This is a genomic window from Microcoleus sp. B3-D7, from assembly GCF_036705305.1.
Classification (GTDB): Bacteria; Cyanobacteriota; Cyanobacteriia; order Cyanobacteriales; family Microcoleaceae; genus Microcoleus.
The window spans coordinates 58393-83948 of sequence record NZ_JAUBUE010000011.1 but is presented as its reverse complement, the minus strand read 5'-3'; the positions used below and the strand labels follow the sequence as shown (position 1 = coordinate 83948).

The 25556-nt window shown below is 44.6% G+C and carries 24 protein-coding genes; 15 read left to right on the top strand and 9 right to left on the bottom strand.

The genetic code is table 11. The annotated features are described in order from the left end of the window. Positions 1–196 precede the first annotated feature (196 nt). Both QUB25_RS10930 and QUB25_RS10925 read left to right on the top strand, forming a co-directional pair. Positions 197–589: a hypothetical protein gene (locus QUB25_RS10930; protein ID WP_333183312.1), complete on the top strand. Its 393-nt coding sequence runs from the start codon at positions 197–199 to the stop codon at positions 587–589. Further along, positions 583–3084 (top strand): protein kinase domain-containing protein, encoded by a 2502-nt coding sequence (locus tag QUB25_RS10925; protein WP_333183310.1) that lies wholly within the window; start codon positions 583–585, stop codon positions 3082–3084. Before QUB25_RS10930 ends, QUB25_RS10925 begins: the two co-directional genes overlap by 7 nt. A 208-nt stretch (positions 3085–3292) precedes the next feature. Here QUB25_RS10925 and QUB25_RS10920 read toward each other — a convergent pair whose 3' ends face one another. Further along, positions 3293–4705 carry a hypothetical protein gene (locus tag QUB25_RS10920; RefSeq protein WP_333183308.1) on the bottom strand — a complete coding sequence of 471 codons (1413 nt, stop codon included), beginning with the start codon at positions 4703–4705 and terminating at the stop codon, positions 3293–3295. A 77-nt stretch (positions 4706–4782) separates the two neighbouring features. Between QUB25_RS10920 and QUB25_RS10915 the strand changes: the two genes are divergently transcribed. Continuing rightward, on the top strand, positions 4783–5808 hold the full coding sequence (locus tag QUB25_RS10915; protein WP_333183306.1) for a hypothetical protein: 1026 nt from the start codon (positions 4783–4785) through the stop codon (positions 5806–5808). A 118-nt stretch (positions 5809–5926) separates the two neighbouring features. Here QUB25_RS10915 and QUB25_RS10910 read toward each other — a convergent pair whose 3' ends face one another. Then, complete coding sequence (locus QUB25_RS10910; RefSeq protein WP_190735279.1) at positions 5927–6250, bottom strand: TMEM14 family protein; 324 nt, start codon at positions 6248–6250, stop codon at positions 5927–5929. A gap of 126 nt (positions 6251–6376) precedes the next feature. Between QUB25_RS10910 and QUB25_RS10905 the strand changes: the two genes are divergently transcribed. The 5 genes from QUB25_RS10905 (at position 6377) to QUB25_RS10885 (ending at position 11585) form a co-directional block, all read left to right on the top strand. After that, positions 6377–7681 (top strand): ATP-binding protein, encoded by a 1305-nt coding sequence (locus QUB25_RS10905; protein WP_333183304.1) that lies wholly within the window; start codon positions 6377–6379, stop codon positions 7679–7681. A gap of 238 nt (positions 7682–7919) precedes the next feature. Beyond that, positions 7920–8366, top strand: a complete 447-nt coding sequence (locus QUB25_RS10900; protein WP_190739853.1) for a tellurite resistance TerB family protein — start codon at positions 7920–7922, stop codon at positions 8364–8366. A 152-nt stretch (positions 8367–8518) separates the two neighbouring features. Continuing rightward, entirely contained in the window at positions 8519–8944 is a 426-nt protein-coding gene (locus QUB25_RS10895; protein ID WP_333183380.1) for a thioesterase family protein, read from the top strand. A 273-nt stretch (positions 8945–9217) separates the two neighbouring features. Continuing rightward, the gene (gene iscB / locus QUB25_RS10890) at positions 9218–10489 is read left to right on the top strand and encodes an RNA-guided endonuclease IscB (protein ID WP_333183302.1); all 1272 of its coding nucleotides are present in this window, start codon (positions 9218–9220) and stop codon (positions 10487–10489) included. 124 nt (positions 10490–10613) lie between these two features. Further along, positions 10614–11585: a putative 2-dehydropantoate 2-reductase gene (locus tag QUB25_RS10885; protein WP_333183301.1), complete on the top strand. Its 972-nt coding sequence runs from the start codon at positions 10614–10616 to the stop codon at positions 11583–11585. Between the two features lie 90 nt (positions 11586–11675). Here the strand turns inward: QUB25_RS10885 and QUB25_RS10880 are convergent, their stop codons facing one another. From QUB25_RS10880 to menA, 4 genes are all read right to left on the bottom strand, one after another. Next, positions 11676–13094: a 2-succinylbenzoate--CoA ligase gene (locus QUB25_RS10880; protein WP_333183298.1), complete on the bottom strand. Its 1419-nt coding sequence runs from the start codon at positions 13092–13094 to the stop codon at positions 11676–11678. Positions 13095–13163: 69 nt separating this feature from the next. Beyond that, positions 13164–14276, bottom strand: a complete 1113-nt coding sequence (locus QUB25_RS10875) for an o-succinylbenzoate synthase (RefSeq protein ID WP_333183296.1) — start codon at positions 14274–14276, stop codon at positions 13164–13166. An 11-nt stretch (positions 14277–14287) separates the two neighbouring features. Beyond that, positions 14288–15088 (bottom strand): 2-succinyl-6-hydroxy-2,4-cyclohexadiene-1-carboxylate synthase, encoded by an 801-nt coding sequence (gene menH / locus QUB25_RS10870; RefSeq protein ID WP_333183294.1) that lies wholly within the window; start codon positions 15086–15088, stop codon positions 14288–14290. A gap of 142 nt (positions 15089–15230) precedes the next feature. After that, a complete protein-coding gene (gene menA / locus QUB25_RS10865) occupies positions 15231–16127 on the bottom strand; it encodes a 2-carboxy-1,4-naphthoquinone phytyltransferase (RefSeq protein WP_333183292.1) in 897 nt (298 codons plus the stop codon). Between the two features lie 405 nt (positions 16128–16532). On the opposite strand from menA, the gene QUB25_RS10860 reads away from it, so the two are divergent. Continuing rightward, positions 16533–17966 (top strand): isochorismate synthase, encoded by a 1434-nt coding sequence (locus tag QUB25_RS10860; RefSeq protein WP_333183290.1) that lies wholly within the window; start codon positions 16533–16535, stop codon positions 17964–17966. Positions 17967–18018: 52 nt separating this feature from the next. On the opposite strand, the gene QUB25_RS10855 is transcribed toward QUB25_RS10860, so the two are convergent. After that, on the bottom strand, positions 18019–18318 hold the full coding sequence (locus tag QUB25_RS10855) for an antibiotic biosynthesis monooxygenase (protein WP_333183289.1): 300 nt from the start codon (positions 18316–18318) through the stop codon (positions 18019–18021). A gap of 73 nt (positions 18319–18391) precedes the next feature. Here QUB25_RS10855 and menD point away from each other — a divergent pair, with 73 nt between their 5' ends. Continuing rightward, complete coding sequence (gene menD / locus QUB25_RS10850) at positions 18392–20308, top strand: 2-succinyl-5-enolpyruvyl-6-hydroxy-3-cyclohexene-1-carboxylic-acid synthase (RefSeq protein ID WP_333183287.1); 1917 nt, start codon at positions 18392–18394, stop codon at positions 20306–20308. A gap of 44 nt (positions 20309–20352) precedes the next feature. Here menD and grxC read toward each other — a convergent pair whose 3' ends face one another. Continuing rightward, on the bottom strand, positions 20353–20667 hold the full coding sequence (gene grxC / locus QUB25_RS10845; RefSeq protein ID WP_333183379.1) for a glutaredoxin 3: 315 nt from the start codon (positions 20665–20667) through the stop codon (positions 20353–20355). Between the two features lie 264 nt (positions 20668–20931). Between grxC and QUB25_RS10840 the strand changes: the two genes are divergently transcribed. From QUB25_RS10840 to QUB25_RS10835, 4 genes are all read left to right on the top strand, one after another. Next, the gene (locus tag QUB25_RS10840; protein WP_190731630.1) at positions 20932–21147 is read left to right on the top strand and encodes a hypothetical protein; all 216 of its coding nucleotides are present in this window, start codon (positions 20932–20934) and stop codon (positions 21145–21147) included. Between the two features lie 469 nt (positions 21148–21616). After that, positions 21617–21874: a hypothetical protein gene (locus QUB25_RS29790; RefSeq protein WP_445251943.1), complete on the top strand. Its 258-nt coding sequence runs from the start codon at positions 21617–21619 to the stop codon at positions 21872–21874. A gap of 508 nt (positions 21875–22382) precedes the next feature. Next, on the top strand, positions 22383–22535 hold the full coding sequence (locus QUB25_RS29785) for a transposase (RefSeq protein ID WP_445251942.1): 153 nt from the start codon (positions 22383–22385) through the stop codon (positions 22533–22535). Between the two features lie 124 nt (positions 22536–22659). Then, entirely contained in the window at positions 22660–23778 is a 1119-nt protein-coding gene (locus QUB25_RS10835; RefSeq protein WP_333183284.1) for an alkene reductase, read from the top strand. A gap of 23 nt (positions 23779–23801) precedes the next feature. Here the strand turns inward: QUB25_RS10835 and QUB25_RS10830 are convergent, their stop codons facing one another. Next, complete coding sequence (locus tag QUB25_RS10830) at positions 23802–24074, bottom strand: hypothetical protein (protein WP_333183283.1); 273 nt, start codon at positions 24072–24074, stop codon at positions 23802–23804. Between the two features lie 95 nt (positions 24075–24169). On the opposite strand from QUB25_RS10830, the gene QUB25_RS10825 reads away from it, so the two are divergent. Continuing rightward, positions 24170–25177 carry a protochlorophyllide reductase gene (locus QUB25_RS10825; protein WP_333038163.1) on the top strand — a complete coding sequence of 336 codons (1008 nt, stop codon included), beginning with the start codon at positions 24170–24172 and terminating at the stop codon, positions 25175–25177. The last annotated feature ends 379 nt before the right edge of the window (positions 25178–25556 follow it).

Here is a 25556-nt window from a genome sequence, read left to right as displayed (position 1 = left end):
CTCGCCCGCAGCGAGGGGCAAGACCCCTCACCCATACAGCGACCGAAAAGCCGAGGATAGATATCAGTTTTCAGAGGATATTGCAATGGGCGAATTTTTTACAGTCGATGTGTTTGCGAACACGATAGCGGTACTCGGCGCTTTGGGTTTTTTCTTTTTGGGATATCAAGCTTTGCAGATGTTAAAAAAATAAAGTATGTCAGAAATGAGATGTTGCACCATTGTCAAGAACGGGCAAGATGCCCGTTCCACAAAGAATGATTTTTCTTGTGGAACAGTCATCTTGCCTGTTCCTAAACAAGTATTTGAGAAGGGTGCAATATCTCACTTAGAAGTCAGAAGTCAGAAGTCAGAAGGAAAGAAGTCAGAGGGAAGAAGTCCGATGGAAGTCGGAATAAGGAAAGAAAGAAGAAAGAAAGAAAAAACTATTACGAATACCCAATGCCCTGTTTTGCCAATGCCCAATGCCCTGTTTTGCCAATGCCCAGGAAGACCGAATTTACCTGAAAAAGGCTATACAACTGACTCAACATTGCAACTGTTTCTTGCGAAAATCAACCAAAAAAAGGCTGCGTTATTATCATGGTGAGCCAACTTTTAGATGGACGCTATCAAATCATTGAAGTCATAGAAACAGGAGAATTTGGACAAACCTATCTGGCCAAAGATATTCGCCGTCCCGGAGAACCGCAGTGCTTTGTCAAGCACCTGCGTCCCGGTACTACCGAACCGAAATTAATTAATACTACGCGCCGTCTTTTTCAAAAAGAAGCAGAAGTTCTAGAAAAGCTCGGTCAACACGACCAAATCCCTCAGCTATTCGCTTATTTTGAAGAAAATGAAGAATTTTTCTTAGTTGAATCCTTTGTTGCAGGTCACTCGCTATCAACCGAGATTGTACCGGGCAAGCCTTTAACTGAAGAAAAAATGATTTCTTTGCTGAAGGAACTGTTAGAAATTTTAGTGTTTGTACACGGCCAGGGAGTAATTCACCGAGATATTAAACCGGCGAATTTAATCCGTCGCTATTCAGATAACAAGTTAGTTTTAATCGACTTTGGCTCGGTGAAAGAAATTCACATTGCTCAAAGACAAGCGCCGGTAACTGTGCGGATTGGCACGCTGGAATATATGCCGATCGAACAATTTCAATACAACCCGCAACTCAACAGCGATATCTACGCTTTGGGAATGATTGGTATCCAAGCAATGACGGGTTTGCCGGCTTACGATTTGCCGAAACTGCGGGATTTGAAAAATTCTAATAAAGGCGAAATTGTTTGGCGGCATTTAGCCACGTGTTCCCAAGCGCTGGCCGATGTTTTAGACAATATGGTGCGCTACGATTTTCGGGAGAGGTACCAGTCGGCGGCGGAAGCTTTAGCCGATTTGAGAAAAATTGGCGATCGCTCGCGGGCGCGGATTCCCAAGCTGACAATATATCGCGAAGAAGTCGATCGGCGCAGCAGCAGCCGGGGTGATATTACAGTCGTAGGTAGGAGAATATTAGATGAACTGCGCGTCAGTTTGGAATTGCTGCCAGAAGAAGCAGAGGCGATCGAAGATGAGGTATTGAACCCTTACCGGAAATACAGGCAAAAAGGCGAACGCTACGAACAATCACTGCAAGAAGCAATGCAGCAAGAATATCCCTTTTCTCAGGAAACTCGCGACGAATTAAAACGCTTGCAGCAAGTTTTAGGGCTTACCGACGAAGATGCCGCGAAAATCGAAGAATTAGTCATTCCTAAATCTTTATTTGCTAAATTGTACAAGGCGATCTCCACAGTTTTGGAGGGACACCGCAACCCCAGTGGACCACCAGCCAGCAGCGCCCCTCAACTCGAATTGCAGGCAAGTCCGGCGGTATCCTCGCAGGTAAATCTGAACGGAAAAACCGATTTCTCGATCGCCAGCCCAGCAGCACTTGTCCCCAAAGAAACTCGCAAATTCAATCCTTATCTCGCCGGGGCAACAATTGCGGCTATCTTAGCTGCGATCGGCGGAATTTACGGATATCTCAAGTGGCAAGAATGGCAGCAGCGAGCCCAGAAAGAATCCCAAGAACTCAATCAAATTGCCGCTCTTTATAAAGCCAGCAATTATGAAGACTGCATCAGCCAAATACCAACAATTGCCAACACTTCCAGCAGCTATGCGTCCGCTCAGGAGTTACAGGAACAGTGCCAAGCAGGTCTGCGGTGGAAGAACGCCAAAGTCAAAAATTTCGCTCAGCATTCAGATGCAGTTGGGTCTGTTGCTTTCAGTCCAGACGGCTTAATGTTAGCCAGCGGTTCTAAAGACAAAACCATCCAAATTTGGGATTTAGCTACAGGCAAGTCGATCCGCTCTTTTCCAGGAGATTCCTCCACTATTTGGTCGGTTGCTTTTGACTCAAACGGTACGAAACTGGCGACTGGAACCGGTTTTTGGCGAGTCATGCTGTGGGATTTGAAAACAGGGCAAGTGATTCGCAGTCTCGACCACACTGCTTCTGTGTGGTCTGTCGCTCTCAGCCCGGACGGACAGCTTGTTGCTAGCGGTAGCGGAGACAAAACCACAAAGATTTCGGATGCAGCAACTGGTCGTTTGATTCAGAGTTTTCCAGACCATGCAGATTTTGTTTATTCTGTTGCTTTCACTCCAGATGGAAAAAGTTTGGTTAGCGCTTCTAAGGATAAAAAAATTACAGTTGTGGATGTCGCAACAGGGGCGTTGCTCAAAACTATAGAGGGACACGGCGACCCGGTGAGGTCGATTGCTGTTAGCCCGGACGGGAAGACAATTGTTAGCGGTTCCTACGATGAAACTATTAAAATATGGAATATCGAAACAGGAGATTTAATTCGCTCTATTCAGGGACACTCTGACGATATTGTCTCGGTTGCTATCAGCCCGGACGGGAAGTTTATTGCCAGCGGGAGCAAGGATAAAACTATTAAAGTTTGGGATTTTGCTACCGGAGAATTGCTGAATACTTTGACGGGACATTCCGATGAAGTTTATGTGGTGACTTTTAGTCCCGACGGCAAAACTATTGCTAGCGGTTCTAAAGACAATACTATTAAGTTGTGGCTGAGGTAATCAGAAGGAAGAAGGAAGAAGAAAGAAGGAAGAAGGAAGAAGGAAGAAGGAAGAAGGAAGAAAGAAAAATAGTCCTTGACGCACAGACTATACTTGTAGGGCGCGCAGTGCGTACCTTACTACTACAGATAGTGTAACAATTGAAAAGTTGTGTCTAGGACTGAAGAAGTCAGTCAACAGTCAACATTATCCATGAGTCACTGGTCATTTAATTGCTAAGATTAAGCTCGTTTTTTAAGGTTTGGGGAAAGTGCCAATAAGGCGTTTCTAATTGGTTGTCAGTTGGATAATTTTCAGTTGATTCCTCTCGGATTTGAAAAAAGTGGTAGAGGTTAGCCACAGTTAAATCGGATATTTCTTGCCAATTCGAGGCAGCTAAAGCTTGATAGCCCGTAGCGATCGCCTGCTGGCTGACATACAATTCGTATCTCCGGCGGATTTCCGGCGACACAGCGAAGGTTAGCTGGTCGCGCAAGGATAGAAAGTGAGACTTTTGCTTTAAACTTTCATAAAGTGAAGGTTCCGCAGCTAATACCGCGAATGTAGTGTACACGGTGCTTTTTAAACTCTCGCCGGTGAGTTTATCTAAACTAGCTAACTGGTGCTGCTCTTTTGGAGACAAAGTTTGCATCCAATCAACCTCATTTTGCCAAAATTCTATTACACTTAAATCATGACCGAGAATCCTAGTAACTTCAGGAAATAAAAAATCTAGTTCTGGTTCGGATTGACATCCTTTAACAACAGTTAGAAGATTTTGACGAATTTTTGAATGGAGTTCCAGCAGGCGATCGCTCACCATCTTGTAGGCCCGCTGCAACTGAAACGTGACCCCGATAGCCTGCTCGATCGCCCAAACACATTCCATTTGCCTGAGCTGTCCAGCAGAAGACAGCCCCTCCAACAAACTAGGATTATCATAAATTTTTAAAGCCTCAAACAGCATATCCCGCCCGCTATTAATTTCGGAATTCCGAAGTTTAATATCTGGCACTGTCAGGGCTGACTGACAGCGTTTGATAGCTTTAGAAAAAATCTCGTAACCGTTAACCAGTTTCTGGCGGTGCATTTCAAAACTAGAATCGTGAGCTACCTTAAAAATCTGCTGGATTACCTCTACTCCCCTATCTTTGAGGATGTGTCTGAGATCGATAAATCCGTCTTTAATTTTTAGCTTCTGGTGCTTTGCCTCTTCTCGGATTTTTAATACTTGGTTGAGGTTTACTGCTGACAAAACTGTGCTCGATACAGTGCCAATACCAATGACAGCAGCAGTCGCTTGCATCACTGCCAAATTAATTTTCAGACAGTTAAGCATTCTGTATGTTTTTTGAAACCCCTGATGAGTTTGAGCCACCTGCAACGGCGCCAGTGTCACGTACACTGGAGCTACCAGCGGCTGTATGGGGCCACCTCCGGCTAACTGTGCGAGCAATCCTATAACTCCGCGATCGGATAGAGTTTCACTTCTTGATTCATAAAAAATTTTTGCAAGCTCCACAAACTCCCCTGTCACCGGATCTCTAGCTGCCGGGAGCAATTTTCCTGTTTTTGCAGCAGGCTGTACTAGGTTGCCACTATTGAGTCGCGCCTGAGTTGCAGGGGTGAATATATAATCCATGTTGTGACTCAGTTTCCATTCAAAAAGGCAGATGTTTTGTATTGTATGCTGTTTATGGAAACGAGGCATCAAAGGAAATGAATGAGTATCTCAAGGCATTCCAGGCTATTACCCAGTTTAGCGATCGATTGTTGGCAGACGAATATCAATCCGTGGAGATTAAACAGTCAGCTACCCAACTCAGTTTAGATGTGGAACCTTGTATTGACGAAATTAAGCAATCTGCCATCAGACTCAAGGAGCTACTTCAGGTATGTTTCAAAGATGTATCTCAGGCTGAGGATGTCTGGAATAGCAAGCCGAGAATTGCTGGAGCATCTCCTGTTGATGTCTGGGAGCAAATTGGCGAACTAAGCGGATGCGATGTGAGAATTCGCAGTTTAGGAAAACAGGGCAAATATGATGCTGTTGTTAAAGTTCGCCAATCTTGGAGCGACAAGGCGACCAAATTAAAAAATCAGTGGTTTTTGTGGGATAAAAACCCTCAAGTCTTTCAAAGAGATAATATTGGTTTTTTTGAAAAAGATAATTTGCACAAAGAGTTGCGTAATGAAGTGGATTCCCAGGCAGAGCGAGTGAGTTTAATTATGGAGAATGAACTGAGTTTAATTTTCAAAGAGTTACAATCTATTGATATAGAAAAAATTGAAATTTGTATTGAATGTTTTGACCTAAACAGTCAATCTAAATTTAGAGAGCGGCTACAATCAATAGGCGGAGAGATTGTATCGAAGTTTACTGAGCCACTGAAATATTTGCCTGATTCTTATATGAAAATTTTTAAAGAAACGCTGAAAGAACCTGTAGAAACTCTTGTTCATAAAAGCAATCTGGGAGTCACTTTGGTCGATTTTGAAGAGTCTTGTAAAGTGATTGGCTTAATCCTAGATAATGCGATTATAGAAGTCTTTGATGACCGCATGAAACTGGCAATTAAAACAGTTGAAAAAGCGATTAAATTCTACAATAATTTTTTAGAGAAGCAGGCGCGGTATCAGAAAGAGACGCCGGAACAGCGAGCGGCGGAAAAAGATTGGATCGAATGCCAGCGGCAGCAACTCAGGGAAGTTCAGCAGTATATTGATGCAGTCATTAGTCATTAGTCACTGGTTATTGGTTAGTAGTTATTGGTTATTGTTTATTGGTTATTAGAACGAACAACTAACAATTAACAAATAACCACTGACCACTAAAAACAGTCAACAGTCAACAGTCAACAGATTATTGATATTGACCGCTAATTTCGTAAACGATCGCGCCCAAAGACGCTAAGCTAGCTAAAATTAGCATTCCTGCTGGCATGAATTTTTGAGTTTTAACCAGGCGCACAATAAAGACTATTACTAAAACAGCGGAGATGGCTGCTGCTAATGTTAAACCCCAACTTTGTCCCATAAGCTGGGCGGTGCCGGCAAAAATTAGCAGCGAACCGCTAATCAAGCCCGAAATGAGCGAGGCTTGGCTTTTGGCCTTGATATAACCCATGATGCCGCCAACCAGTGTTAAAATGCCGTAGCCGATCGCGGCTGCTGTACCTAAATTCATTTTTAATCCTCCCGATTTCACTCTTTGCATCTAAATTTATACAGCGCGGCCTGCAATTAGTGTCACGAATTGTTAGAAAATTTATTAAAGCCAGTCAGGATATGTAACTGTTATACTATTGCCATTATGTCAGCCCTAACTTCTGCTGCGATCGCCCAAATCCGTTACCTCCAGCGCCAAGCGGCATCCCTGCTGCTGTATCAATCAGTTCTCAAAAGCCCCGCAAGTCAAGCTTTTCTCGATTTGCTGCAAGCCCTTCACCACAGCGAAGTCAGCGGTTTGGAATGTCAGGTAGCTTACGGGAACTGGTTCAAAGTTCAGGCTGCTAAAAATTTAAGCTGGAAAGATTCTCTGATTTCCGAAATTCTCAAAGACGAAAACCCCTTTTCTCGCCGAGCACAGCAAACAGATTTTGCAAGTTTGCCCCCCGCTTTGGTGGAGGCTGCCCGACATGATTTACAAGTGCTGCAAAATATTTACGAATGCAGCAGCGAACAGTTGAGCAAGTGGGTGCGGGTAGCGGGTCAACTTGACGCAGTGCCTCCGATTTGGTATTCAGAAACTGTAGCAGAACAGGGAGATTTGCCGCTGCACGGGAAACTAGAAAAATGGTCGAGCGCGGCGGAATCTTTGGCAGTTTATTACCGACAGTTTGGCACGGGTTTGTTTGCCGAATATCGCGCTTTTAGGTGGCGGGGAGGGCAGTTTGCGAGTATTTCGCATCCCGATGGCATAACTTTAAAAGAGTTGGTTTGCTGCGATTGGCAGCGGGATGCTCTGGTGAAAAATACGGAGTTTTTGTTGGCAGGTTATCCGGCTTTGCACGTCTTGCTGTACGGGAGCCGCGGTTCGGGCAAGTCTTCTTTGGTGAAGTCGCTGTTAAATGAATTTGGCTCTCGCAATCTGCGCTTGATTGAAGTATCTAAATCGGATTTGCAAGATTTGCCGCTAATTGTCGAGCAGTTGCGGGGAGTTCCTCAAAAGTTTATTATTTTTGTAGACGACCTTTCTTTTGAGGAAGATGACGATGCTTTTAAAGCTCTGAAAGTTGTTTTGGAAGGAAATGTCACTGCTCGCTCTCAAAATGTGGTAGTTTACGCAACATCTAACCGCAGGCATTTAGTTCGAGAGTTTTTTGACGATAGGCCTCGCCCCCGCGATGGAGATGAAGTTCACGCTTGGGATACTGTGCAGGAAAAACTTTCATTTAGCGATCGATTTGGCTTGACTTTAACTTTTGAACCGGCCGATCAAAACACTTATTTAACAATTGTCCGACATCTGGCAAAACTTGCTGGAATTAAACTCGCTCCCGATGATTTGGAGCACCGCGCTAAAGAATGGGCAACTCGTCGCAATGGGCGATCGGGCAGGACTGCGCGGCAGTTTGTTGATTTCCTGAAAGCAGATTTAGCCATTGTTCACAAGTAGCTCGTCTGCGCTGGGATGGCGGGTTTTACCTGAAATATGGGAAGGCAATTCATGAGCTGAATAAACCCGCCATTGCAGAGCCAAAGGGCGCCAGAAAAATTCTTAAGTTTTTCATAATTTTATTGATAATAAATAAGTAACAAAATTTGATATAATTATCAAAATCCCCAAAGAAACCTCCAGAGCCAGAACCCATCCTGACTCCATAAATCGACCACTAAATAATGAGGAAAGTATCATGGGTTTATTTGATAAAGTATCGCAGACTCGCCAAGAAACGGACGTAACGTTAGGACCGGCCGAAGCATTTGCGGCGATCGCGCTAATTGCCGTAGCAGCCGACGGTTACATCAATGACAGCGAAAGTAAAGCGATTAGCATGACACTATCTCGGATGCAACTGTTCCGCAGCTATCCGGATGACGTGATGAGAAAAATGCTCGATCGCCTGCTGATGATTCTGCAACGGCAAGGAGTTGAGGTACTGTTTAATGCTGCTTTGGCAACGCTTCCCGACGAACTTAAAGAAACTGTTTTTGCTGTCACAACTGATATCGCTTTAGCAGATGGCGAGGTTTCAGAAGAAGAAGAACAACTTTTGAACGATCTTTACAGTGCATTGGGGCTTTCCGAAGATATTGCCCTCAAGATTATAGACGTGATGTTGATTAAGAACAAAGGTTAAGAAAGAAGGGGAAGGAGTGAGGAGGGCGAATTTTACAATATAAAAAATTACCGCCTACTTACTTAGCTGACAACTTCTCCAAAAGTGCGGGTTTACCGATATGATGGTTGGTAAAATTGCGATCGAATTTGCGATCGCCGTTACTACCTCAAATGCCTTTCACTTACACCCGCACTGTTCGCTTTCAAGATACCGATGCTGCTGGAGTCGTTTACTTTGCTAACGTTTTGGCGATGTGCCACGAAGCTTACGAGGCATCTCTAGCAGCATCGGGAATCAATCTCAAAGCATTTTTCAGCAATCCCGAGGTTGCCTTTCCCATAATTCATGCTAGTGTAGATTTTTATCGCCCAATGTTTGCGGGCGATCGGCTGACGATTCAATTAACGCCCAAACAAGTTGCTGGCGATGAATTTGAAATTACCTATCAAGTATTTTCTGGGGAAGTTGCAGGAAGAAGCGCGGCGAAAGCTCTTACTAAGCACCTCTGCATCAATGCAGTTAGCCGAGAGCGAAAACAGCTATCTGAAGACTTGATGCAGTGGATGAGGAAATTTGAGATTGAGATTTCAGATTAGTTCTATCTTTAAATAATAGCAGGGTGTCAACTACCCACCACTAATCGGAGTACCGATATAGTGGGGGCTTGAAAAAGCCGAGTTGACCAGTCAAGCGTGTTAAATCACTACGTTTAAGGTAAGCGTTAAAGTACCTACCAGAGAATGCGTTGCTAGTTCTCTGCTCTAGAACTTAAAAGTTAAACAGGTGTAAGGGTTAAGCCAGTGCTTTTAAGATAGTTACCGACCTTAAACATTGACGAAGCGAACATTACCCCGAAAGGGAGGACTTAAATGTCTAATTTTGTTTTTGTACTTGATACCCAAAAACGACCGCTCAATCCAATCCACCCAGGAATGGCTCGTAAATTGCTAACTACTCGCAAAGCCGCTGTTTTAAAAAGGTATCCATTCACACTAATTCTCAAAGTAGAGGTAACAGCAATCCACAAACCAATCACTCTCAAAATAGACCCTGGCTCTCAAACCACTGGGTTCGCATTAGTGCAAGGGGAAAAAGTAATCTTTGGTGCCGAACTAACTCACCGAGGTCAAGCTATTAAAGCCAGCCTTGAATCTCGTCGTTCATTGCGTAGAGTCCGGAGGAATCGCCATACTCGCTATCGTCCAGCTAGATTTCTAAATAGGACTCGCCCTAAAGGTTGGCTAGCGCCAAGTTTGCAACACCGCGTTGAAACAACTCTAACATGGGTGACTAGATTGATGAAACTTGCCCCCATTGCCTCTATTGTTCAAGAACTTGTACGGTTCGACTTACAACAATTAGAAAACCCAGAAATTTCTGGAATCGAGTACCAGCAAGGCCTTTTGTGTGGCTACGAGGTTCGGGAATACTTGCTCAACAAGTGGGAGAGAAAGTGTGCTTACTGTGGTGTTACAAATACACCATTACAAGTCGAACATATTCATCCCAAAGCTAAGGGTGGTTCTAATCGCATTTCTAATCTTTGCCTTGCTTGTGAAAAGTGCAATATCAAGAAAGGAACTCAAAATATTGAGCAATTCCTATCTAAAAAGCCCGAGGCATTGAAACGGGTTTTATCTAAAGCAAAGCATCCTTTGAAAGACGCGACAGCAGTCAATTCAACTCGTTGGGCATTATTCAATCGGCTTAGTATGACTGGTTTGCCTGTTTCTACTGGCAGTGGCGGCTTAACAAAGTTCAATCGCACTCGATTAAATCTAGCTAAAACTCACTGGCTAGATGCAGCTTGTGTAGGGAAAGTTGAATCGTTGGAAATTTTAACAAGCAAACCGTTGTTAATTAAAGCTACTGGACATGGGACACGTCAAATATGTCGTACTGATAAGTTTGGGTTTCCATGTCGCTATGTTCCCAGACTTAAGTTTGTTAAAGGTTTTCAAACGGGAGATATTGTCCAAGCAATCGTTACTTCTGGTAAGAAAGTTGGTAAATACGTTGGGCGTGTTGCCGTTAGAACGAGTGGTTCGTTTAATATTTCCGCATCCGAATTGGTGTCGGGGGTTAGCCACAAATATTGTTCAATTATTCACAGAAAGGATGGTTATTCTTATGCAGCATAAACCTTGCCCCCCTTTTCCTCCCACCACTGACCTGAGTACAGGTGAGGGTGGGGGGCTCCAAGGGGGAAGACAGATGACAGTCAAATTTCTGTTTTGTTGATATTATTTCTGACTTTTTGATATTATGTCAAATCGCAATTATGCCATTGTGGGCACGGGAGCTTTAGGCGGATTCTACGGTGCTAGACTGCAACAAGCAGGTTTAGAAGTCAATTTTTTGCTACGCAGCGATTACGATCAGGTCAGAAAACACGGTTTGATTGTCGAGTCTCCCGAAGGCGACTTCACCCTCCCCCACGTCCGCGCCTACCACAACACGCATAAAATGCCTAAGTGCGACGTAGTAATTGTAGCGCTGAAAACAACTCAAAATCACTTGTTGCCCCAAATTTTGCCTACTTTATTAAAGGATAACGGGGCGGTTTTAGTATTGCAAAACGGATTGAATGTCGAACCGGAAGTAGCTAAAATTGTTGGTGCAGAACGAGTAGTTGGCGGGCTGTGTTTTCTCTGCTCTTATAAAGTTGGGCCCGGCCACATCTGCCACCTAGATTACGGCACTATCACCCTGGGAGAATATGCCCAGGACTACAAAGCAATTGGTATTACTGATAGATTGCACCAAATTGCTAAGGATTTTAAACGTGCTCATATTCCTATTAAAATGAGCGAAGATTTGCTATTGTCAAGGTGGAAAAAGCTGGTTTGGAATATTCCTTATAATGGGCTGTCTGTAGTGTTGGATGCGAGAACTGACGAACTGATGGCTAATCCCGATACTCTGATTTTAGTCAAGGAAATGATGGGGGAAGTGGTAGCGGGAGCCAAAAGTTGCGATCGCATTATTCCCGATGACTTTATCCCACAAATGCTTGAATACACTCAGAAAATGAAGCCTTACCGCACGAGCATGAAAATCGATTATGATGAATCGCGGCCCCTGGAAGTTGAGGCGATTTTTGGTAATCCGATACGGGTGGCGCAGCAAGCAGGTATTAAATTGCCCCAAATAGAGGTAGTTTACCGAATGTTGAAGTTTATGGATTTTCAAAGACAAGAAGCAGAGAGGACGAGAAGGCTATTAGGTTTGTCGTAATTAGTCAGTTGACTGTTGACTGTTGACTGTTGTCAGGAGTCGGAAATAAGCATGAGAAATTCTGCCTTCTGCATTGATTGCGCCTAATAATTATTGATAGTTGAGCGCAATTTCTTGCAATTTTTCTCGATTGACTTTGCCTTGAGAATTGCGCGGCAATTGTTCGACGATAACCCAATATTTCGGCCGCTTAAACTTGCTCAACTTATCTTCTATTGCCCCTTGCAGATTTTTGACAGTAACTTCGGAATTAGCGGGAACGTAGATAGCCGTAACGACTTGACCCCAATCTTTGTCGGGCAAGCCAATTACAGCAATATCCGCAACTAAATTAGTCGATCGCACAACGGCTTCAACTTCCGCCGGAAATACATTTTCTCCGCCTGTGATAATTTTGTCGCTGCTGCGTCCGACGATATTTAAGTAGTTATTTTTATCAAAAAATCCCAAATCGTCTAATTGGAAGTATTGGCTATCGCAAAAATTTTTAGGATAATAACCCAACGCCAAAGATTTAGCATTTACCACAATATTTCCGATTTGATTATCGCGCAAAATATCACCATTGGCACTGCGAATAGTTATTTTAGCGTGCGGTAAAATTTTACCGGAACTGTTATTGCCAGCGAGAAAATCTTGGGGTTTTAGTGTAGCAATTTGCGAGGCAGTTTCGGTCATGCCATAACTGGGCGCTAATTTGATTTGATAGTTTCTAGCTGTTTCTAAAAGTTCTGGCCACGCCGGAGCACCCCCCAAAAGTACGGCCCGAAACCGTCCCAGCCAATTAGCTGTATCTGGGTTTTGCAGCAGCCGTTGCAGTTGAGTTGGAACTAAAGAAATGAAAAATTCTTCGGGTTCGATGTCACTTTTTTTACCACTTTCTAATTCTTTAAAGGGTTGAATAGCGAGTTTTCCTCCGGTAGTAAACGAGCGCATGAATTGCATTAAACCGCTGACGTGGTATAATGGCAAAACGCAGAACGAGTTGATTTTGTCAACATGAAAATATTGTTGAAAACCTTGTACTGATGCGGTTAGTGTTTCCCAAGTGTGGATGGCAAAACGGATTTTTCCTGAAGAACCGCCGGTGGGAATCATGATCGTATCAAAACCGTTTTTACCGGGCGAATGGAATTCGCGGCTATACAAACGAAGTCCGCCTTCGCGGACTGGGATATGGGGATTTTTGGGAAGCAGGTATTGTCCTAAAAATATATCTGGTTGGACTAAATCAAAGACTTGTTCCCATTCTGGTTTTACCCAGGTGGGATTGCAGAGAAAAATGGGGCATTTGGCGGCGCGGGCGGCGGTGAAACTGGCAAGAAATTGCACTGGTTCTGGTTCGGCGAGGCAAATTTTTGGGGGTGTTTTTTGTGCGGGATTTTGGGTGATTTCAAGAAATACCCGATCGACAATTCGGGCAAATTCGCGACTGTCACAACCGATGAGCCAATTATCGGGCAAGCCAGCCGCGAGCTCCCGAATATTTACTGTGAGATTTGTTGCCATAGATGCTTTCACCAAGTTTCTCGATTAAAAACAATTGCCTAACCCCCTTGATTGAGTTGTGGGAGTAATCTAAAATCTAAAATCTAAAATCGAATCATTGTCGTCGAACCAGCAATCAGTGCCGAAGCCTAATGCTCTATTATTTAAAGACAATTGTGTTGCTAAATGTAATGCTGCTTGTCTGCCGATTTGGGTTTCAAATACTGATGAGAAAACGGTGTCTATATTGTGAGTTTGACAAAATTTTCGCAGTTGGGATGGGGAACCAGCAATCCCAGGTTTAATGACGAAAATGCCCCGCCAGCCTTGGCTGTAGCACTCTTGAATGCGATCGAGGTTGGCTGCAGATTCATCAAGGGCGATCGGAGTTGCATAAATAGCATTTAATTCTACCATTTCCTGAAACTGTGTTACGGGCAGCGGCTGTTCCAAAAATTCAATGTCTGCAGAAACGTCAGTTGCTTTTACCTTGTCGCAAGCTTCCAGCCATGTTTTAGCCTGCGAGTAACTCAGTCCCCCGTTGGCATCTAACCGCAAAAATGCCGATTGTCGATCGCACAAATTGTGCATTGCTTGGATTAGCTGCTGAAAAATCTTTAATTCTTGTTCAATTGCAGCAACACCAATTTTCCATTTAAACGTCCGATACCCCTCTAACCAAAGCACTTGCAAAGCCTGCAAAGCTGTTTCACCTGCTGGCAATAAACCGCTGAACCGATTTTTTTCTTCCTCATTCCCAACCTCTCTCCATTGGTGACTGCTTAAGACTGAACCCGCCATCAATGTCGATTTTAGGTGAAGTCTAGATCCCGCTAAATCCCCCTTAATAAGGGGGACTTTGAGAATATTTCTTGTCCCCCCCTTATTAAGGGGGGTTAGGGGGGATCTAGAGTTTGATAGTGCTGACTCAAAGCCAAATTGACAAGCAGGCAATTCAGCAGAAATAGAGAAAATCGCCTCTTCTGAAATATTAGTTGCCAGCGATTTACAAAAATCTAAAGCTTGCTCAAAACTTTCGGAACCAAACCAACTCAAAGGGGCAATCTCTCCCCAACCAATTTGATTATTTTCGTCCACAAGTCGCAGGATAATTCCCGATCGAACATCCCAGATGCCGTGACTTGTTTGCAGCGGACGCTTAAATTTTCGCTGATAAGTGCGAAACTCGAATTGATAAAGCATTGGTTTTTTAGTTAACCATAAAATTGTCTCACAAGTGCAACAAAATTATCAATATTTTCAAAATGGATATTGTGACCAACTTTTGGTACAATTTCCCGAAAGCCGGCCGGACACAATTTGGCAATTTCGGTATTTATAGTTGTAAATTTATCATCATATTCTCCCGCTAGCAAGAGGAGAGGGATTTGATTTTGTGCCAGTTTTCCCCAGAGAGAGGGCTGGTTGCCGGTTCCCATATTGCGGAGTGATTTGGCTAACTCTAAGGGATTGTTTGCTAAGCGGGTTTCTATGAGTTTGTCGAAGTTGGGAGAGTTTTTTAAAGATTTGAATAAAGGGCGATCGTACCAGTTCAATAAAAAATCTTTAATGTTGCTATTTTCCAGCTTTTGTGCTAGCTGTAAATCGGCTTCCAGGCGGTGCGATCGCTCTTTTTCGGTTTTCAATCCTGGCGAAGCTGACTCTAACACTACTTTCTCGAATCTTTCTGGAAAATGTAATGCCATGTAAAGTGCCAACCGCCCGCCCATTGAATAGCCCAACAACAAACATTTATCTATTTGTAAATCCTCTAATAACTCGATTAATGCTTGGGCAGTAGTTGACATATTGTAGCAACTTTCGTCGCCGGTTACTCGGGTTTTTCCGTGGCCGGGAAGGTCAACTGCTAAGCAGTAATAACTGTTAGACAGTAAGGGAATGACGCTGCTAAAGTCTTGAATGCTGCCCGTGAATCCATGCAAAAATAAAAGTGTCGGCTGATTCTTGTTGCCAGTTAAGGAATAGTGAAAGTTATAATTATTAAATTTGTTCATAGACAATTCTACGATTCAATGTGAGGTACGAATTGCTGAATTAAAGAAGATTTTGAGAAGTCGCCCAACTCTGCCAACTCCACGAACTCCCTCAACTTAGCAAACCATACCTCAATTTTACCGGAATTCTCGATTGCCGGCTCTACAAAGCAAAGCCCAACGCCAGCAGCAATCCGCTCGCAAAATGCAGCGTAACGGCGATAAACTTAGAGTTGCTGACCTTTGTCGGTTGGTTGTGATAGTCTGTGACATGGCGGCAAAGGTCGATCGCAAATGGCAAACTCCCAAAAATCAACAGCGTCCAAATTGGGAACATTCCCAAAGCCACAAATACCACAGTCAAAACATAAATGCTGCCGCACAACCACTGCAACAACTGGGCACCTTTTTTCGTACCGAGTCGAACAATTGGGGATTTTTTACCCGCCGCCAAATCGTCCTCAACTTGGTGAAAATGGGAACAAAATAAAATGATACTCGTTGTAATTCCCACGATTGCCGAACCCGCTAAATTAGTTGCAGACCAAGTTTGAGTTTGACTGTAATAAGCAGCGGCAAAGGCTAGCGGCCCGAAGGTGAAAAAGCAAATAATTTCCCCCAAACCCTGATAGCCAAGACGAAACGGAGGCCCTTGATAAGTGTAGCCGAGAGCACAGCACAAAACTACCAGCAAAATTACTGTTGGGTCTTTTTGCCACCAGCTTATGGCGCAGATTCCTGACACTCCAACTGCTAAAAACAGATTGGCTAGCCCGAAAATTAAAGCTTTATTTCCGGTTAAGTTAACTAGAGAATGCGCTTTGTTTTTATCGATGCCTGTTTCTGAGTCAAATACATCATTGCTGAGATTCAACCATGCTATAATCAAAATGGCTGACATTAAAAATGTCGAAAAAATTGACGAATTAATCGTTTGAGTTTCCGCAAAAGCAATTGCAGTTCCTACTGAAATAGGAATCACCGCAACGCTGTACATGGGCGGCTTGATTGCCGCCAGCCACAATTTACTATTTGAACGTTCAATTAACTTTGTTGTCATTACACAAACTTGATTCAATTGATAGCAGCGTAGTAATTTTACAATTTTATTGGTGAAGAAACTCTACTCTGTATCTGGTTGAGTGCGCGGGGGGCATCCGTTGAGAGGCTTTGCGGACGATCGCACGCCCGGTAATGCCCGTCTGCAAACCTCTGCGCGGTCGATCCCATGAGAGTCGAGATTGAGTCGCTCAATCTTAAAGTTTTATGTCTAAATGTTTCGATTGATCGCGCGTTGGCGAAGCCCTCCAAGAGGATCGTCTGTTTTTTGCCCCAAGCGAGCCCAAACTTTCCGGGAAACTCGAAAGGTCATGTTTTGCGATCGCCCTCCCGTGCTTAGATCGAAATAGGGGTTCTAGCGGGACAAAACCGCACTCTTTCTGACAAATCTGCTATTCTCGCTTTCATGACAGTAATACCGCACCGCGCTAATCTTTTACAAGACCGCAATCAACTGCATCAGTTTCTGTTAGATTGCCAGCAGTCTTTAACGGAAAAAGATCAAACCAAGATAGTTAGTATTTCTCAGGAGATTGCCCCCGTCGATCCGCTAGTTGTACTTCAAGAAATTTCCGAACCTTGCCAGCGGCACTTTTACTTTGAAAAAAGAGACCCGATTTCAGGCAATAGTTTTGCGATCGCCGCCCTAGATTCGACTATCCATCTAACAGTAGCCGGAAGCGATCGATTTGCCCTTGCTCAAAATTTTATTCAATCTTGTCTTGCCCGAACAATTACCATCGGTACAGAACGCTTGCCCTTCAGCGGGCCGCACTTTTTTTGTAGCTTTGCTTTTTTCGATGAGAATGTCGCCACCAATTCTTACTTCCCCCCTGGCACCGTATTTTTACCAAAATGGCAGATTACTCGCCTGAAAGATAGCTGCATAATTGTTGCAAATGCCATCATAAACCGCGACCTAAATATTAAGAGTATTACGGATAATATTTGGCAAAGTTTTTATAAAATTTCGTGTTCTCCTTACAAAAAAATTACTGCTATTAGAAACAGTTCCATATTTTTAAAACAAATTCCTGTGAATGATGCCACTCAATTTAAAACCTCCGTCAAGTCAGCTTTAGAATTGATCCACTCTCAATATTTCAGTAAAATTGTTTTATCCCAAGCAATAAATGTCATTTCCAAAACCCCTTTTAGTTTAATAGACTCCTTAAATAACTTGCGCCTTACTTATCCCGGTTGCTACGTATTTTCTACCAGTAACGGCAAGGGTCAAAATTTTATCGGTGCCAGTCCAGAACGCTTAATCAGCATCCACAAAAATGAGTTAGTAACAGATGCCTTAGCTGGTTCGGCACCGAGGGGGAAAAATGAAGCGGAAGATGCGAATTTAGGCAAAGGTTTACTCAACAGCGAAAAGGATATTCGAGAACATCGAGTTGTAATTGATTTTATAGTCGATCGCCTGTCGAGTCTCGGTATCAATCCCGACTTTTCCCCGGTTCCCAGGCTGCTGCAACTGTCAAACATTCAGCATTTGTGGACACCCATAAGGGCTAGAATTCCCCGTGATATTCATTTATTAAAGATTTTATCCCAACTGCATCCAACGCCAGCGGTGGCGGGCGTACCGAGAGATATTGCCCTACAGCAAATTCGCGGCTGCGAAAGCTGCGATCGCTCTTTGTACGCAGCACCCCTCGGCTGGATCGATCGCACCGGCAACGGCGAATTTGCCGTCGGCATTCGATCGGCTTTAATCGACGGCGATCGGGCTATACTTTATGCTGGTGCTGGTATTGTGGCGGGCTCGGAACCAGAGAAAGAACTGGCAGAAATTCAGCTCAAATTGCAGGCACTTTTAAATGCTTTAGTCTAATTCAACTAATTTGCAGAATGTAGAGTTGTCTGGCTAATTGATTGAGTCTGTGTTAATGTTTAATCTTCACCTCCTCAAAATGTTCTACTATGGGAAAAGGATCGTAAAAATGGTGAAGCATTCTTTTCCACTCTTGATATTCAGCGGAATTCCTAAATCTAATTGTATGAGCTTCTAAATTGTCCCATCTCACCAATAATAGATATTTTCCTTGAACTTCTGTGCAGCGATGAAGTTCGTGAGATAAATATCCATCTATAGACGCTATCAGAGTGGAGGCTTCTCTAAAAGCTATCTCAAAATCCCCCTCACAGCCAGATTTGACATTAAGCACAACCGCCTCAAGAATCATAAAAATGTATCCTGACAATTATTTGGGTATAATATCCTAGCACAATACAGAGTTGAGCTACTCAGGTTTAGCAATGCCAATAGATTTTCGCAACACAAATACCGTCTGGGCTTCCGTATTAGCAGAAACTTTGCAGCGGTTGGGATTAACTACAGCCGTTATTTGTCCCGGTTCGCGATCGGCACCGCTAACAATAGCCTTTGCTCAAAACAAAAAAATAGAAACTATTCCCATACTCGACGAACGTTCAGGCAGCTTTTTTGCATTAGGAATTGCCAAAAAATCCTATTTGCCAACCGCACTAATTTGCACATCGGGAACCGCCGCAGCCAACTTTTATCCTGCAATAATAGAAGCGAGAGAAAGTCGAATTCCGCTGCTAATACTCACCGCCGATCGACCTCCCGAACTGCGGGACTGTCACGCCGGACAAGCGATCGACCAAGTGAAAATCTACGGCAATTATCCCAACTGGCAAGCCGAATTAGCGATACCTTCTGCGTCCAGAGGAATGCTAGACTATCTGCGGCAGACGATCGTGTATGCTTGGGAGCGATCGCAATTTCCAACACCAGGCCCCGTTCACATCAACATCCCGTTTCGCGACCCACTTATACCCGTTCCAGACATAGCCGTAGAAGCTTTAGAAACAGAATTTAATCCCGAAGATTTCTTTGCAGGATTAGAACCAATTTTCGCGGGAGAAAGCTCTACCCCTCCCAGCCCCCCCTTGTTAAGGGGGGGAGAAGAAAGTACCATGCAACAGTGGCAAAAGTGCAGCAAAGGGATTATTATTGCAGGCGTTGCACAGCCTGAATTTGCCGAAAAATACTGTAGTGCGATCGCCCTAATTTCCAAATCCTTAAACTGGCCAGTTTTAGCAGAAGGATTATCCCCAGTCAGAAACTACGCCCAACTCAATGCTTATCTAATTTCCACCTACGATTTAATGCTGCGAAACCGCGAACTAGCAGATAAATTAACCCCAGAAATCGCCATTCAAATCGGAGACTTACCCACAAGCAAAGAACTGCGAAAGTGGCTAGACAAAACCCAACCAAAACGCTACATAATCGACCCCAGCCACCACAACTTCGATCCGCTACACGGCAAAACAATTCACCTGCGAACCTCCGTAGAAAATCTCGCAACTAATCTGGCAACTATATTAACTCTTGTCCCCCCCCTTATTAAGGGGGGGTTAGGGGGGGATCGATCCCCTGCTCCCACTAATATCTCCCATCAAATCCCCCCCCTGACCAATGGGGAATCAACTCTTGTCCCCCCCCTTAACAAGGGGGGGTTAGGGGGGGTTCAAACCTCTCCCTCAAACGAATACCTGCAACTTTGGCGCAACACCGAAATCCAAGTCAGACAAACAATAGACCAAAAAATCTCAGCAATTAACAACATAATCGAACCCAAAGTTTCCTGGCTGCTTTCCCAAATTTTGCCCCCAGCAACACCGATATTTATTGCCAACAGTATGCCCGTTAGAGATGTAGAGTTTTTCTGGAAGCCAAACCACTTAGAAATAAAACCTTTTGTCAATCGCGGCGCTAACGGCATAGACGGCACATTATCAACAGCTTTGGGAGTTGCTCACCGCAATCAAAGCAGCATCATGCTAACAGGCGATTTAACACTTTTGCACGATACGAACGGTTTTTTAATTAAAAATAAATTTGTCGGTCATCTGACAATCATATTAATTAATAACAACGGTGGCGGAATTTTTGAAATGTTGCCCGTTGCCAAATTTGACCCGCCCTTTGAAGAGTTTTTTGCGACGCCGCAGCAGATCAACTTTGCTCAGTTGTGTGCAACTTACGGCGTGGAACACGAGATAATAGACGATTGGGAACAGTTCAAACAAAAATTAAGTTTTTTGCCAAACAGCGGGATTCGCGTCTTAGAATTGCAAACAGACAGGCGCGCGGATGCTAAATGGCGGCAAGATAATCTAAGTAAATTTGCCAAAGATTTGTAAATTTGTAGGTTGAGCAGGTGGAAGGAAACCCAACCTACACTAATTTAAACTGCTGGTTGAGCTAGCAGCGCATCTAACTCTCCATCTGCATCGAGTTTGTGAATGTCATCGCAGCCGCCTACGTGTTGGTTATTAATGAAAATTTGGGGTACGCTGCGGCGTCCGTTAGCGCGCTCGGCCATTGCTTTTCTAGCCGCTTCGTCGCCATCAATTTTGTATTCGGTGAAATTTACGCCTTTCCACCACAGCAAAGTTTTGGCGCGGATGCAGTAGGGACAGGTTTGCCAAGTATAGATTTCCACATTGGCTTTGATGCGATCGGGCTTGCGGCCCAAGAGAGGATTGAGAAAATCAAGCATTTTCGGTACTGGGGTAAAAATTAAACTGGTTGGGGGATTAACGATCATTTTAGCGAAATGCCGTCAGCCCCACGTCCTACCCAAAAATCGGCGCGGGATGAAATTGCCTGCAGCAACCTGTGACCCTGTGACCCAAGTCACAACTTTACTCTACTCGGATCACTTGCTTTCACCCTAGAGAATCACATTCGCGGCCTTATTAATATCACCGATATTTAGAGGAAACCAGAAGATGATAAATATATCGAATTCAACCGCACTGCCATGCACCCCGTACAACTCCTCCCCGGCGCTATCTCTGAAATCCTCGCTTCTGTAACCGATACAGGCGTTTTGACTCTGGCGGATCGCTACGGTTTGATGGCCGCCACCTTCGACGACTCTCTGAATGACGAAGACAGAGGCTGTGTCAACCGCTTGCTGCGGGCGGTGCTCAGAGGCCGGGTGAAAGTAGTCAACGAACTTTCAGCAGCATTCTAATCGGGATTTGAAGTTTTGTTCTGAAGGCAAGGTGAGTCAGCGGTAGATGAAAATAGTGGAAACTCAGGCAGGAGTGGAAACAGCAGTAATTGGAATTCGATTTAAAAGTTTTCTCCTCTAACTCAACAACGGTTTATTTGTCAAAGCAGCCTTTACCGGCTGCTTTTTTTTGATTTAATCGCGGATTTCCAGGTTGTACTGGCGGCAGAGGTCGATCAGTTTTTGTTGGAAGCGATCGCGCACATTGAAACTTGTGTTTTAACCACGTCTAAAGCTTCAATTTTGGGCCGGAAACAACCTAAAACCCTATCGGAGATTGAAACCCAGCAGTCAGCACCCTAACTAAAAACTTCCGCCGTGCCGGAAACAACCTAAAACCCTATCCGGGATTGAAACCTACTTGAACATAGGCGCGAAAAATGGCATTAGGCCGGAAACAACCTAAAACCCTATCAGGGATTGAAACTTTATGAGTTCGATTTCAGCGTCCTCTGCTAATGTCGGAAACAACCTAAAACCCTATCAGGGATTGAAACCTAGATTTTTTATTCTTCTAGCCACGTCGTATTACGCCGGAAACAACTTAAAACCCTATCAGGGATTGAAACCTGTTAAGTTGCCGCCGTTGCGAGCGAGAAAAGCCCGAAACAACCTAAAACCCTATCAGGGATTGAAACGCGCCTTCCGCCCCATATCTACGCCGCTATCTTTGCCGAATACAACCTAAAACCCTATCAGGGATTGAAACACCGCCAGAAAGTGAGAGCGCTGAATCACCCACAGGCCGGAAACAACCTAAAACCCTATCAGGGATTGAAACAACTTGGCTTTAATCGCATCAATCCGAGTGCGGGCAGCCGGAAACAACCTAAAACCCTATCAGGGATTGAAACACTCTTTTGGTATAGAACCTGCCATATTCATCCATGCCGGAAACAACCTAAAACCCTATCAGGGATTGAAACTTCAGCTAAGGGAGTTGAACGATATCGGTACGAGCCGGAAACAACCTAAAACCCTATCAGGGATTGAAACCGCGATCGTTATTTCCAATTGAACCCGATACAAATTCCAGCCGCAATCAACCTAAAACCCTATCAGGGATTGAAACTTTCGGAAGTATTCACCAGAGGAGGAGACAGGAGGAAAGAGGGTATTCTTCTCCTGACTCCTGACTCCTGACTTTTTCTTCGCCGGAAACAAGTTTACTTGCAACACTTGTCACAGCACAGGTAGTGGTCATAGATAATCTCACATTTGATAAAAGTGGTCGGATTCAGCAATTGATTCAAACAGCACGGTGTAGACTATTATATTTACCGCCATACTCTCCAGAGTTTAACAAAATTGAACAAAGAAGAGTTTTGGCTAAAAAGTCAAGTTCGTAAACAGCTTGATGAGTTTGATTGCTTACATTTTGGCCACCCTTGGATGTCTTGCGCCTTGCATCCTAACACGGGCGGTTGCTATATGTGATTTCCCCGATTATTCAGTTGAGAAAACCTCAAAATTATGACCAATCAAACAACTTCTCCACTCCTACTAAGTCCCTTCAAAATCGGAGATTTACCCTTAAAAAACCGGGTAGTCATGGCACCCCTAACGAGAGCCAGAGCCGGTGAAACGCGGATGCCCAATGCCTTGATGGCAGAGTATTACACTCAGCGAGCCTCCGCTGGTTTAATCATTACAGAAGCTACAGTGGTTTCTACTCAAGGTAATGGTTGGCTCAATACGCCCGGTATTTATTCAGACGAGCAAGGCGAAGCTTGGAAACAAATTGTGACTGCGGTTCATGCCCGCGAAACGCCGATTTTCATGCAGCTTTGGCACACCGGACGAGCTTCCCACAGCAGTTTTCATGAAAACAATCAATTGCCAGTGGCAGCCTCTGCCATCAAAATAAACGGAGAAGGCATTCATACCCCTCTAGGCAAACAACCCTACGAAATTCCCCGCGCTCTAGAAACCGATGAAATCTCCCTGGTTGTAGAAGATTATCGCAAGGCGGCAGAACGAGCCAAAATGGCAGGTTTTGACGGTGTAGAAATTCACGCGGCCAACGGCTATCTCATTGACACGTTCCTGCAAACCAAAACCAATCACCGCACTGATTCCTATGGCGGCACAGTTGAAAATCGCTACCGTTTTCTTAAGGAAATTGTCGAGGCGATTATCACAGTATTTCCGGCAAACAGAGTGGGAGTTAGACTTTCTCCCAACGGTGTTTACAATGATATGGGTTCTCCCAGTTATCGCGAAGATTTTCTGTATTTCGCGGGGCAATTAAATGCCTATGATTTAGCTTACCTTCACTTGGTGGACGGTTTGGCTTTTGGCTTTCATGAATTGGGAACGCCGATGATGATAGCAGAGTTTCGCGATGTGTTTGCAGGGCCGCTCGTCGGCAACTGCGGATATACTCAAGAACAGGCTGAAACGGCCCTGAGCAGCAAAGTTGCTGATTTAATAGCTTTTGGTCGGGATTTTATCAGCAATCCCGATTTGGTAGAGCGTTTTACTAATGGTTGGCCGCTCAATCCGCCTGCTGAAGTCGGCGTCTGGTATTCTTTTGGACCTGAAGGTTATATCGATTTCCCTACCTATCAGGAACCAGCAGCTATTTCTTAATTGAGTTGGTTGGGGCGGGTTTATCAATAAATACCGAGTATGTGCATCATAGATAATGGTGAACTCGCCCCTAAAAGATTTACGGTTAATTTCTCAAAATAGGAGTCGGAGTTGGAGCTATATTTAATTTTCATCGCCCGTTGAGAGCGAGCATCTCCTATTTGTAAAAACACTTCTTCTGCCTCCTGCCTCCTGGCTTCTGCCTCCTGCCTCCTGCCTTCTGTCTCCGGCCTCCAATTTTGGGCTTGGCTGCAAAAGTGAGAGGCTCCCAGTTGAGATCGAGAACGTTTCCCCATATCCTAATAACCATAGGGTACTTCCAAACATCCAAGCTGCTAGCTCAGCGTTTGAGTGCCTGAAAAAAATCAATAGCGGAAGCGCTTTTAACAAGATGGCACAAAATCACAAATCAACGGTTATCATTACCGGCGCTTCCTCCGGCGTCGGTTTGTACGGCGCGAAAGCTCTCGCAGACAAAGGATGGCACGTAGTCATGGCCTGTCGGGACGTGCGGAAAGCCGGAGACGCCGCCCGAGAGTTGGGCATACCTGAAGGCAGTTTCTCCATCATGGAGATTGACTTGGGCGATTTGGAGAGCGTGCGTCGGTTTGCTCGGGCATTTAAGGCCAGCGGCAGGCCTCTGGACGCTTTGGTGTGCAACGCCGCCATTTATATGCCTTTGATTAAGGAACCGCTGCGGAGCCCGGAGGGTTACGAGTTGACGATGACTACCAATCACCTGGGTCATTTTCTGCTGTGCAACCTGATGATGGAAAATATGAAGCCTTCCTATTATTCCGATGCGAGAATCGTGATTTTGGGAACCGTGACTCACAATCCAGACGAGTTGGGCGGGAAGATTCCGCCCCGCCCGGATTTGGGCAAGTTTGAGGGTTTTGAAGCGGGTTTCAAAGACCCGATTTCGATGGTTGACGGCAAGAAGTTTGAACCGGTCAAGGCTTACAAAGATAGCAAAGTTTGCAACGTGCTGACGATGCGGGAATTGCACCGCCGCTTTCACGAATCCACGGGGATTACTTTCACTTCGCTGTATCCGGGATGCGTTGCGGATACGCCGCTGTTCCGCAACCACTATCCTTTGTTTCAGAAGCTGTTCCCGCTGTTTCAGAAGAATATCACCGGCGGTTATGTGTCGCAGGAGTTGGCGGGGGAAAGGCTGGCGATGGTGGTTGCCGATCCCGAATACAAGCAATCTGGGGCTTATTGGAGTTGGGGAAATCGCCAGAAAAAAGATGGTAAGTCTTTTGTGCAAAAGGTTTCTCCCCAGGCCCGCGATGATGAAAAAGGCGAGCGGATGTGGGAGTTGAGCGCTAAGTTGGTGGGATTGACTGACGGGGCTCAAATGGGTGCTGCGGCTAGTGCGGGTCGCTCTGCATAATTCAGAGTTACAAACCCCCTTTATAAGACTTGGCGGTTGAAACGGCGTCTACGCACAGGAGGTGGGTAGACGCGGACTCAATAATAAAGGGGGTATTAAAGTCGGATTTGGTATGATGCACCAAAATCAAAGAAACCGGGTTTTTTAGTGCCTCTGCCGGCTGTAACTCATATCTTGCACTATTATTAAGAACAGGCAAGATGCCTGTTTCACAAGAAAATTCATCTCTTGTGGAACAGGCATCTTGCCTGTTCATAAAAAGATTATTGAGAAGGGTGCCATATCTCAGTTGTAGCGCGTCTTTTCGGACACAACCCGGTTTCTGGTTTACCCTGGCGTGCAGGAATGTTCTGGTCGCTGCGTTAGCATGAAAGCGTAG

Bases quoted from the DNA above. Each gene is read 5' to 3' on its own strand.
- QUB25_RS10930 (WP_333183312.1), top strand. From the start codon at position 197: ATGTCAGAAATGAGATGTTGCACCATTGTCAAGAACGGGCAAGATGCC.
- QUB25_RS10925 (WP_333183310.1), top strand. From the start codon at position 583: ATGGTGAGCCAACTTTTAGATGGACGCTATCAAATCATTGAAGTCATA.
- QUB25_RS10920 (WP_333183308.1), bottom strand. From the start codon at position 4,705: ATGGATTATATATTCACCCCTGCAACTCAGGCGCGACTCAATAGTGGC.
- QUB25_RS10915 (WP_333183306.1), top strand. From the start codon at position 4,783: ATGAATGAGTATCTCAAGGCATTCCAGGCTATTACCCAGTTTAGCGAT.
- QUB25_RS10910 (WP_190735279.1), bottom strand. From the start codon at position 6,250: ATGAATTTAGGTACAGCAGCCGCGATCGGCTACGGCATTTTAACACTG.
- QUB25_RS10905 (WP_333183304.1), top strand. From the start codon at position 6,377: ATGTCAGCCCTAACTTCTGCTGCGATCGCCCAAATCCGTTACCTCCAG.
- QUB25_RS10900 (WP_190739853.1), top strand. From the start codon at position 7,920: ATGGGTTTATTTGATAAAGTATCGCAGACTCGCCAAGAAACGGACGTA.
- QUB25_RS10895 (WP_333183380.1), top strand. From the start codon at position 8,519: ATGCCTTTCACTTACACCCGCACTGTTCGCTTTCAAGATACCGATGCT.
- iscB (WP_333183302.1), top strand. From the start codon at position 9,218: ATGTCTAATTTTGTTTTTGTACTTGATACCCAAAAACGACCGCTCAAT.
- QUB25_RS10885 (WP_333183301.1), top strand. From the start codon at position 10,614: ATGTCAAATCGCAATTATGCCATTGTGGGCACGGGAGCTTTAGGCGGA.
- QUB25_RS10880 (WP_333183298.1), bottom strand. From the start codon at position 13,094: ATGGCAACAAATCTCACAGTAAATATTCGGGAGCTCGCGGCTGGCTTG.
- QUB25_RS10875 (WP_333183296.1), bottom strand. From the start codon at position 14,276: ATGCTTTATCAATTCGAGTTTCGCACTTATCAGCGAAAATTTAAGCGT.
- menH (WP_333183294.1), bottom strand. From the start codon at position 15,088: ATGAACAAATTTAATAATTATAACTTTCACTATTCCTTAACTGGCAAC.
- menA (WP_333183292.1), bottom strand. From the start codon at position 16,127: ATGACAACAAAGTTAATTGAACGTTCAAATAGTAAATTGTGGCTGGCG.
- QUB25_RS10860 (WP_333183290.1), top strand. From the start codon at position 16,533: ATGACAGTAATACCGCACCGCGCTAATCTTTTACAAGACCGCAATCAA.
- QUB25_RS10855 (WP_333183289.1), bottom strand. From the start codon at position 18,318: ATGATTCTTGAGGCGGTTGTGCTTAATGTCAAATCTGGCTGTGAGGGG.
- menD (WP_333183287.1), top strand. From the start codon at position 18,392: ATGCCAATAGATTTTCGCAACACAAATACCGTCTGGGCTTCCGTATTA.
- grxC (WP_333183379.1), bottom strand. From the start codon at position 20,667: ATGCTTGATTTTCTCAATCCTCTCTTGGGCCGCAAGCCCGATCGCATC.
- QUB25_RS10840 (WP_190731630.1), top strand. From the start codon at position 20,932: ATGCACCCCGTACAACTCCTCCCCGGCGCTATCTCTGAAATCCTCGCT.
- QUB25_RS29790 (WP_445251943.1), top strand. From the start codon at position 21,617: ATGAGTTCGATTTCAGCGTCCTCTGCTAATGTCGGAAACAACCTAAAA.
- QUB25_RS10835 (WP_333183284.1), top strand. From the start codon at position 22,660: ATGACCAATCAAACAACTTCTCCACTCCTACTAAGTCCCTTCAAAATC.
- QUB25_RS10830 (WP_333183283.1), bottom strand. From the start codon at position 24,074: ATGGGGAAACGTTCTCGATCTCAACTGGGAGCCTCTCACTTTTGCAGC.
- QUB25_RS10825 (WP_333038163.1), top strand. From the start codon at position 24,170: ATGGCACAAAATCACAAATCAACGGTTATCATTACCGGCGCTTCCTCC.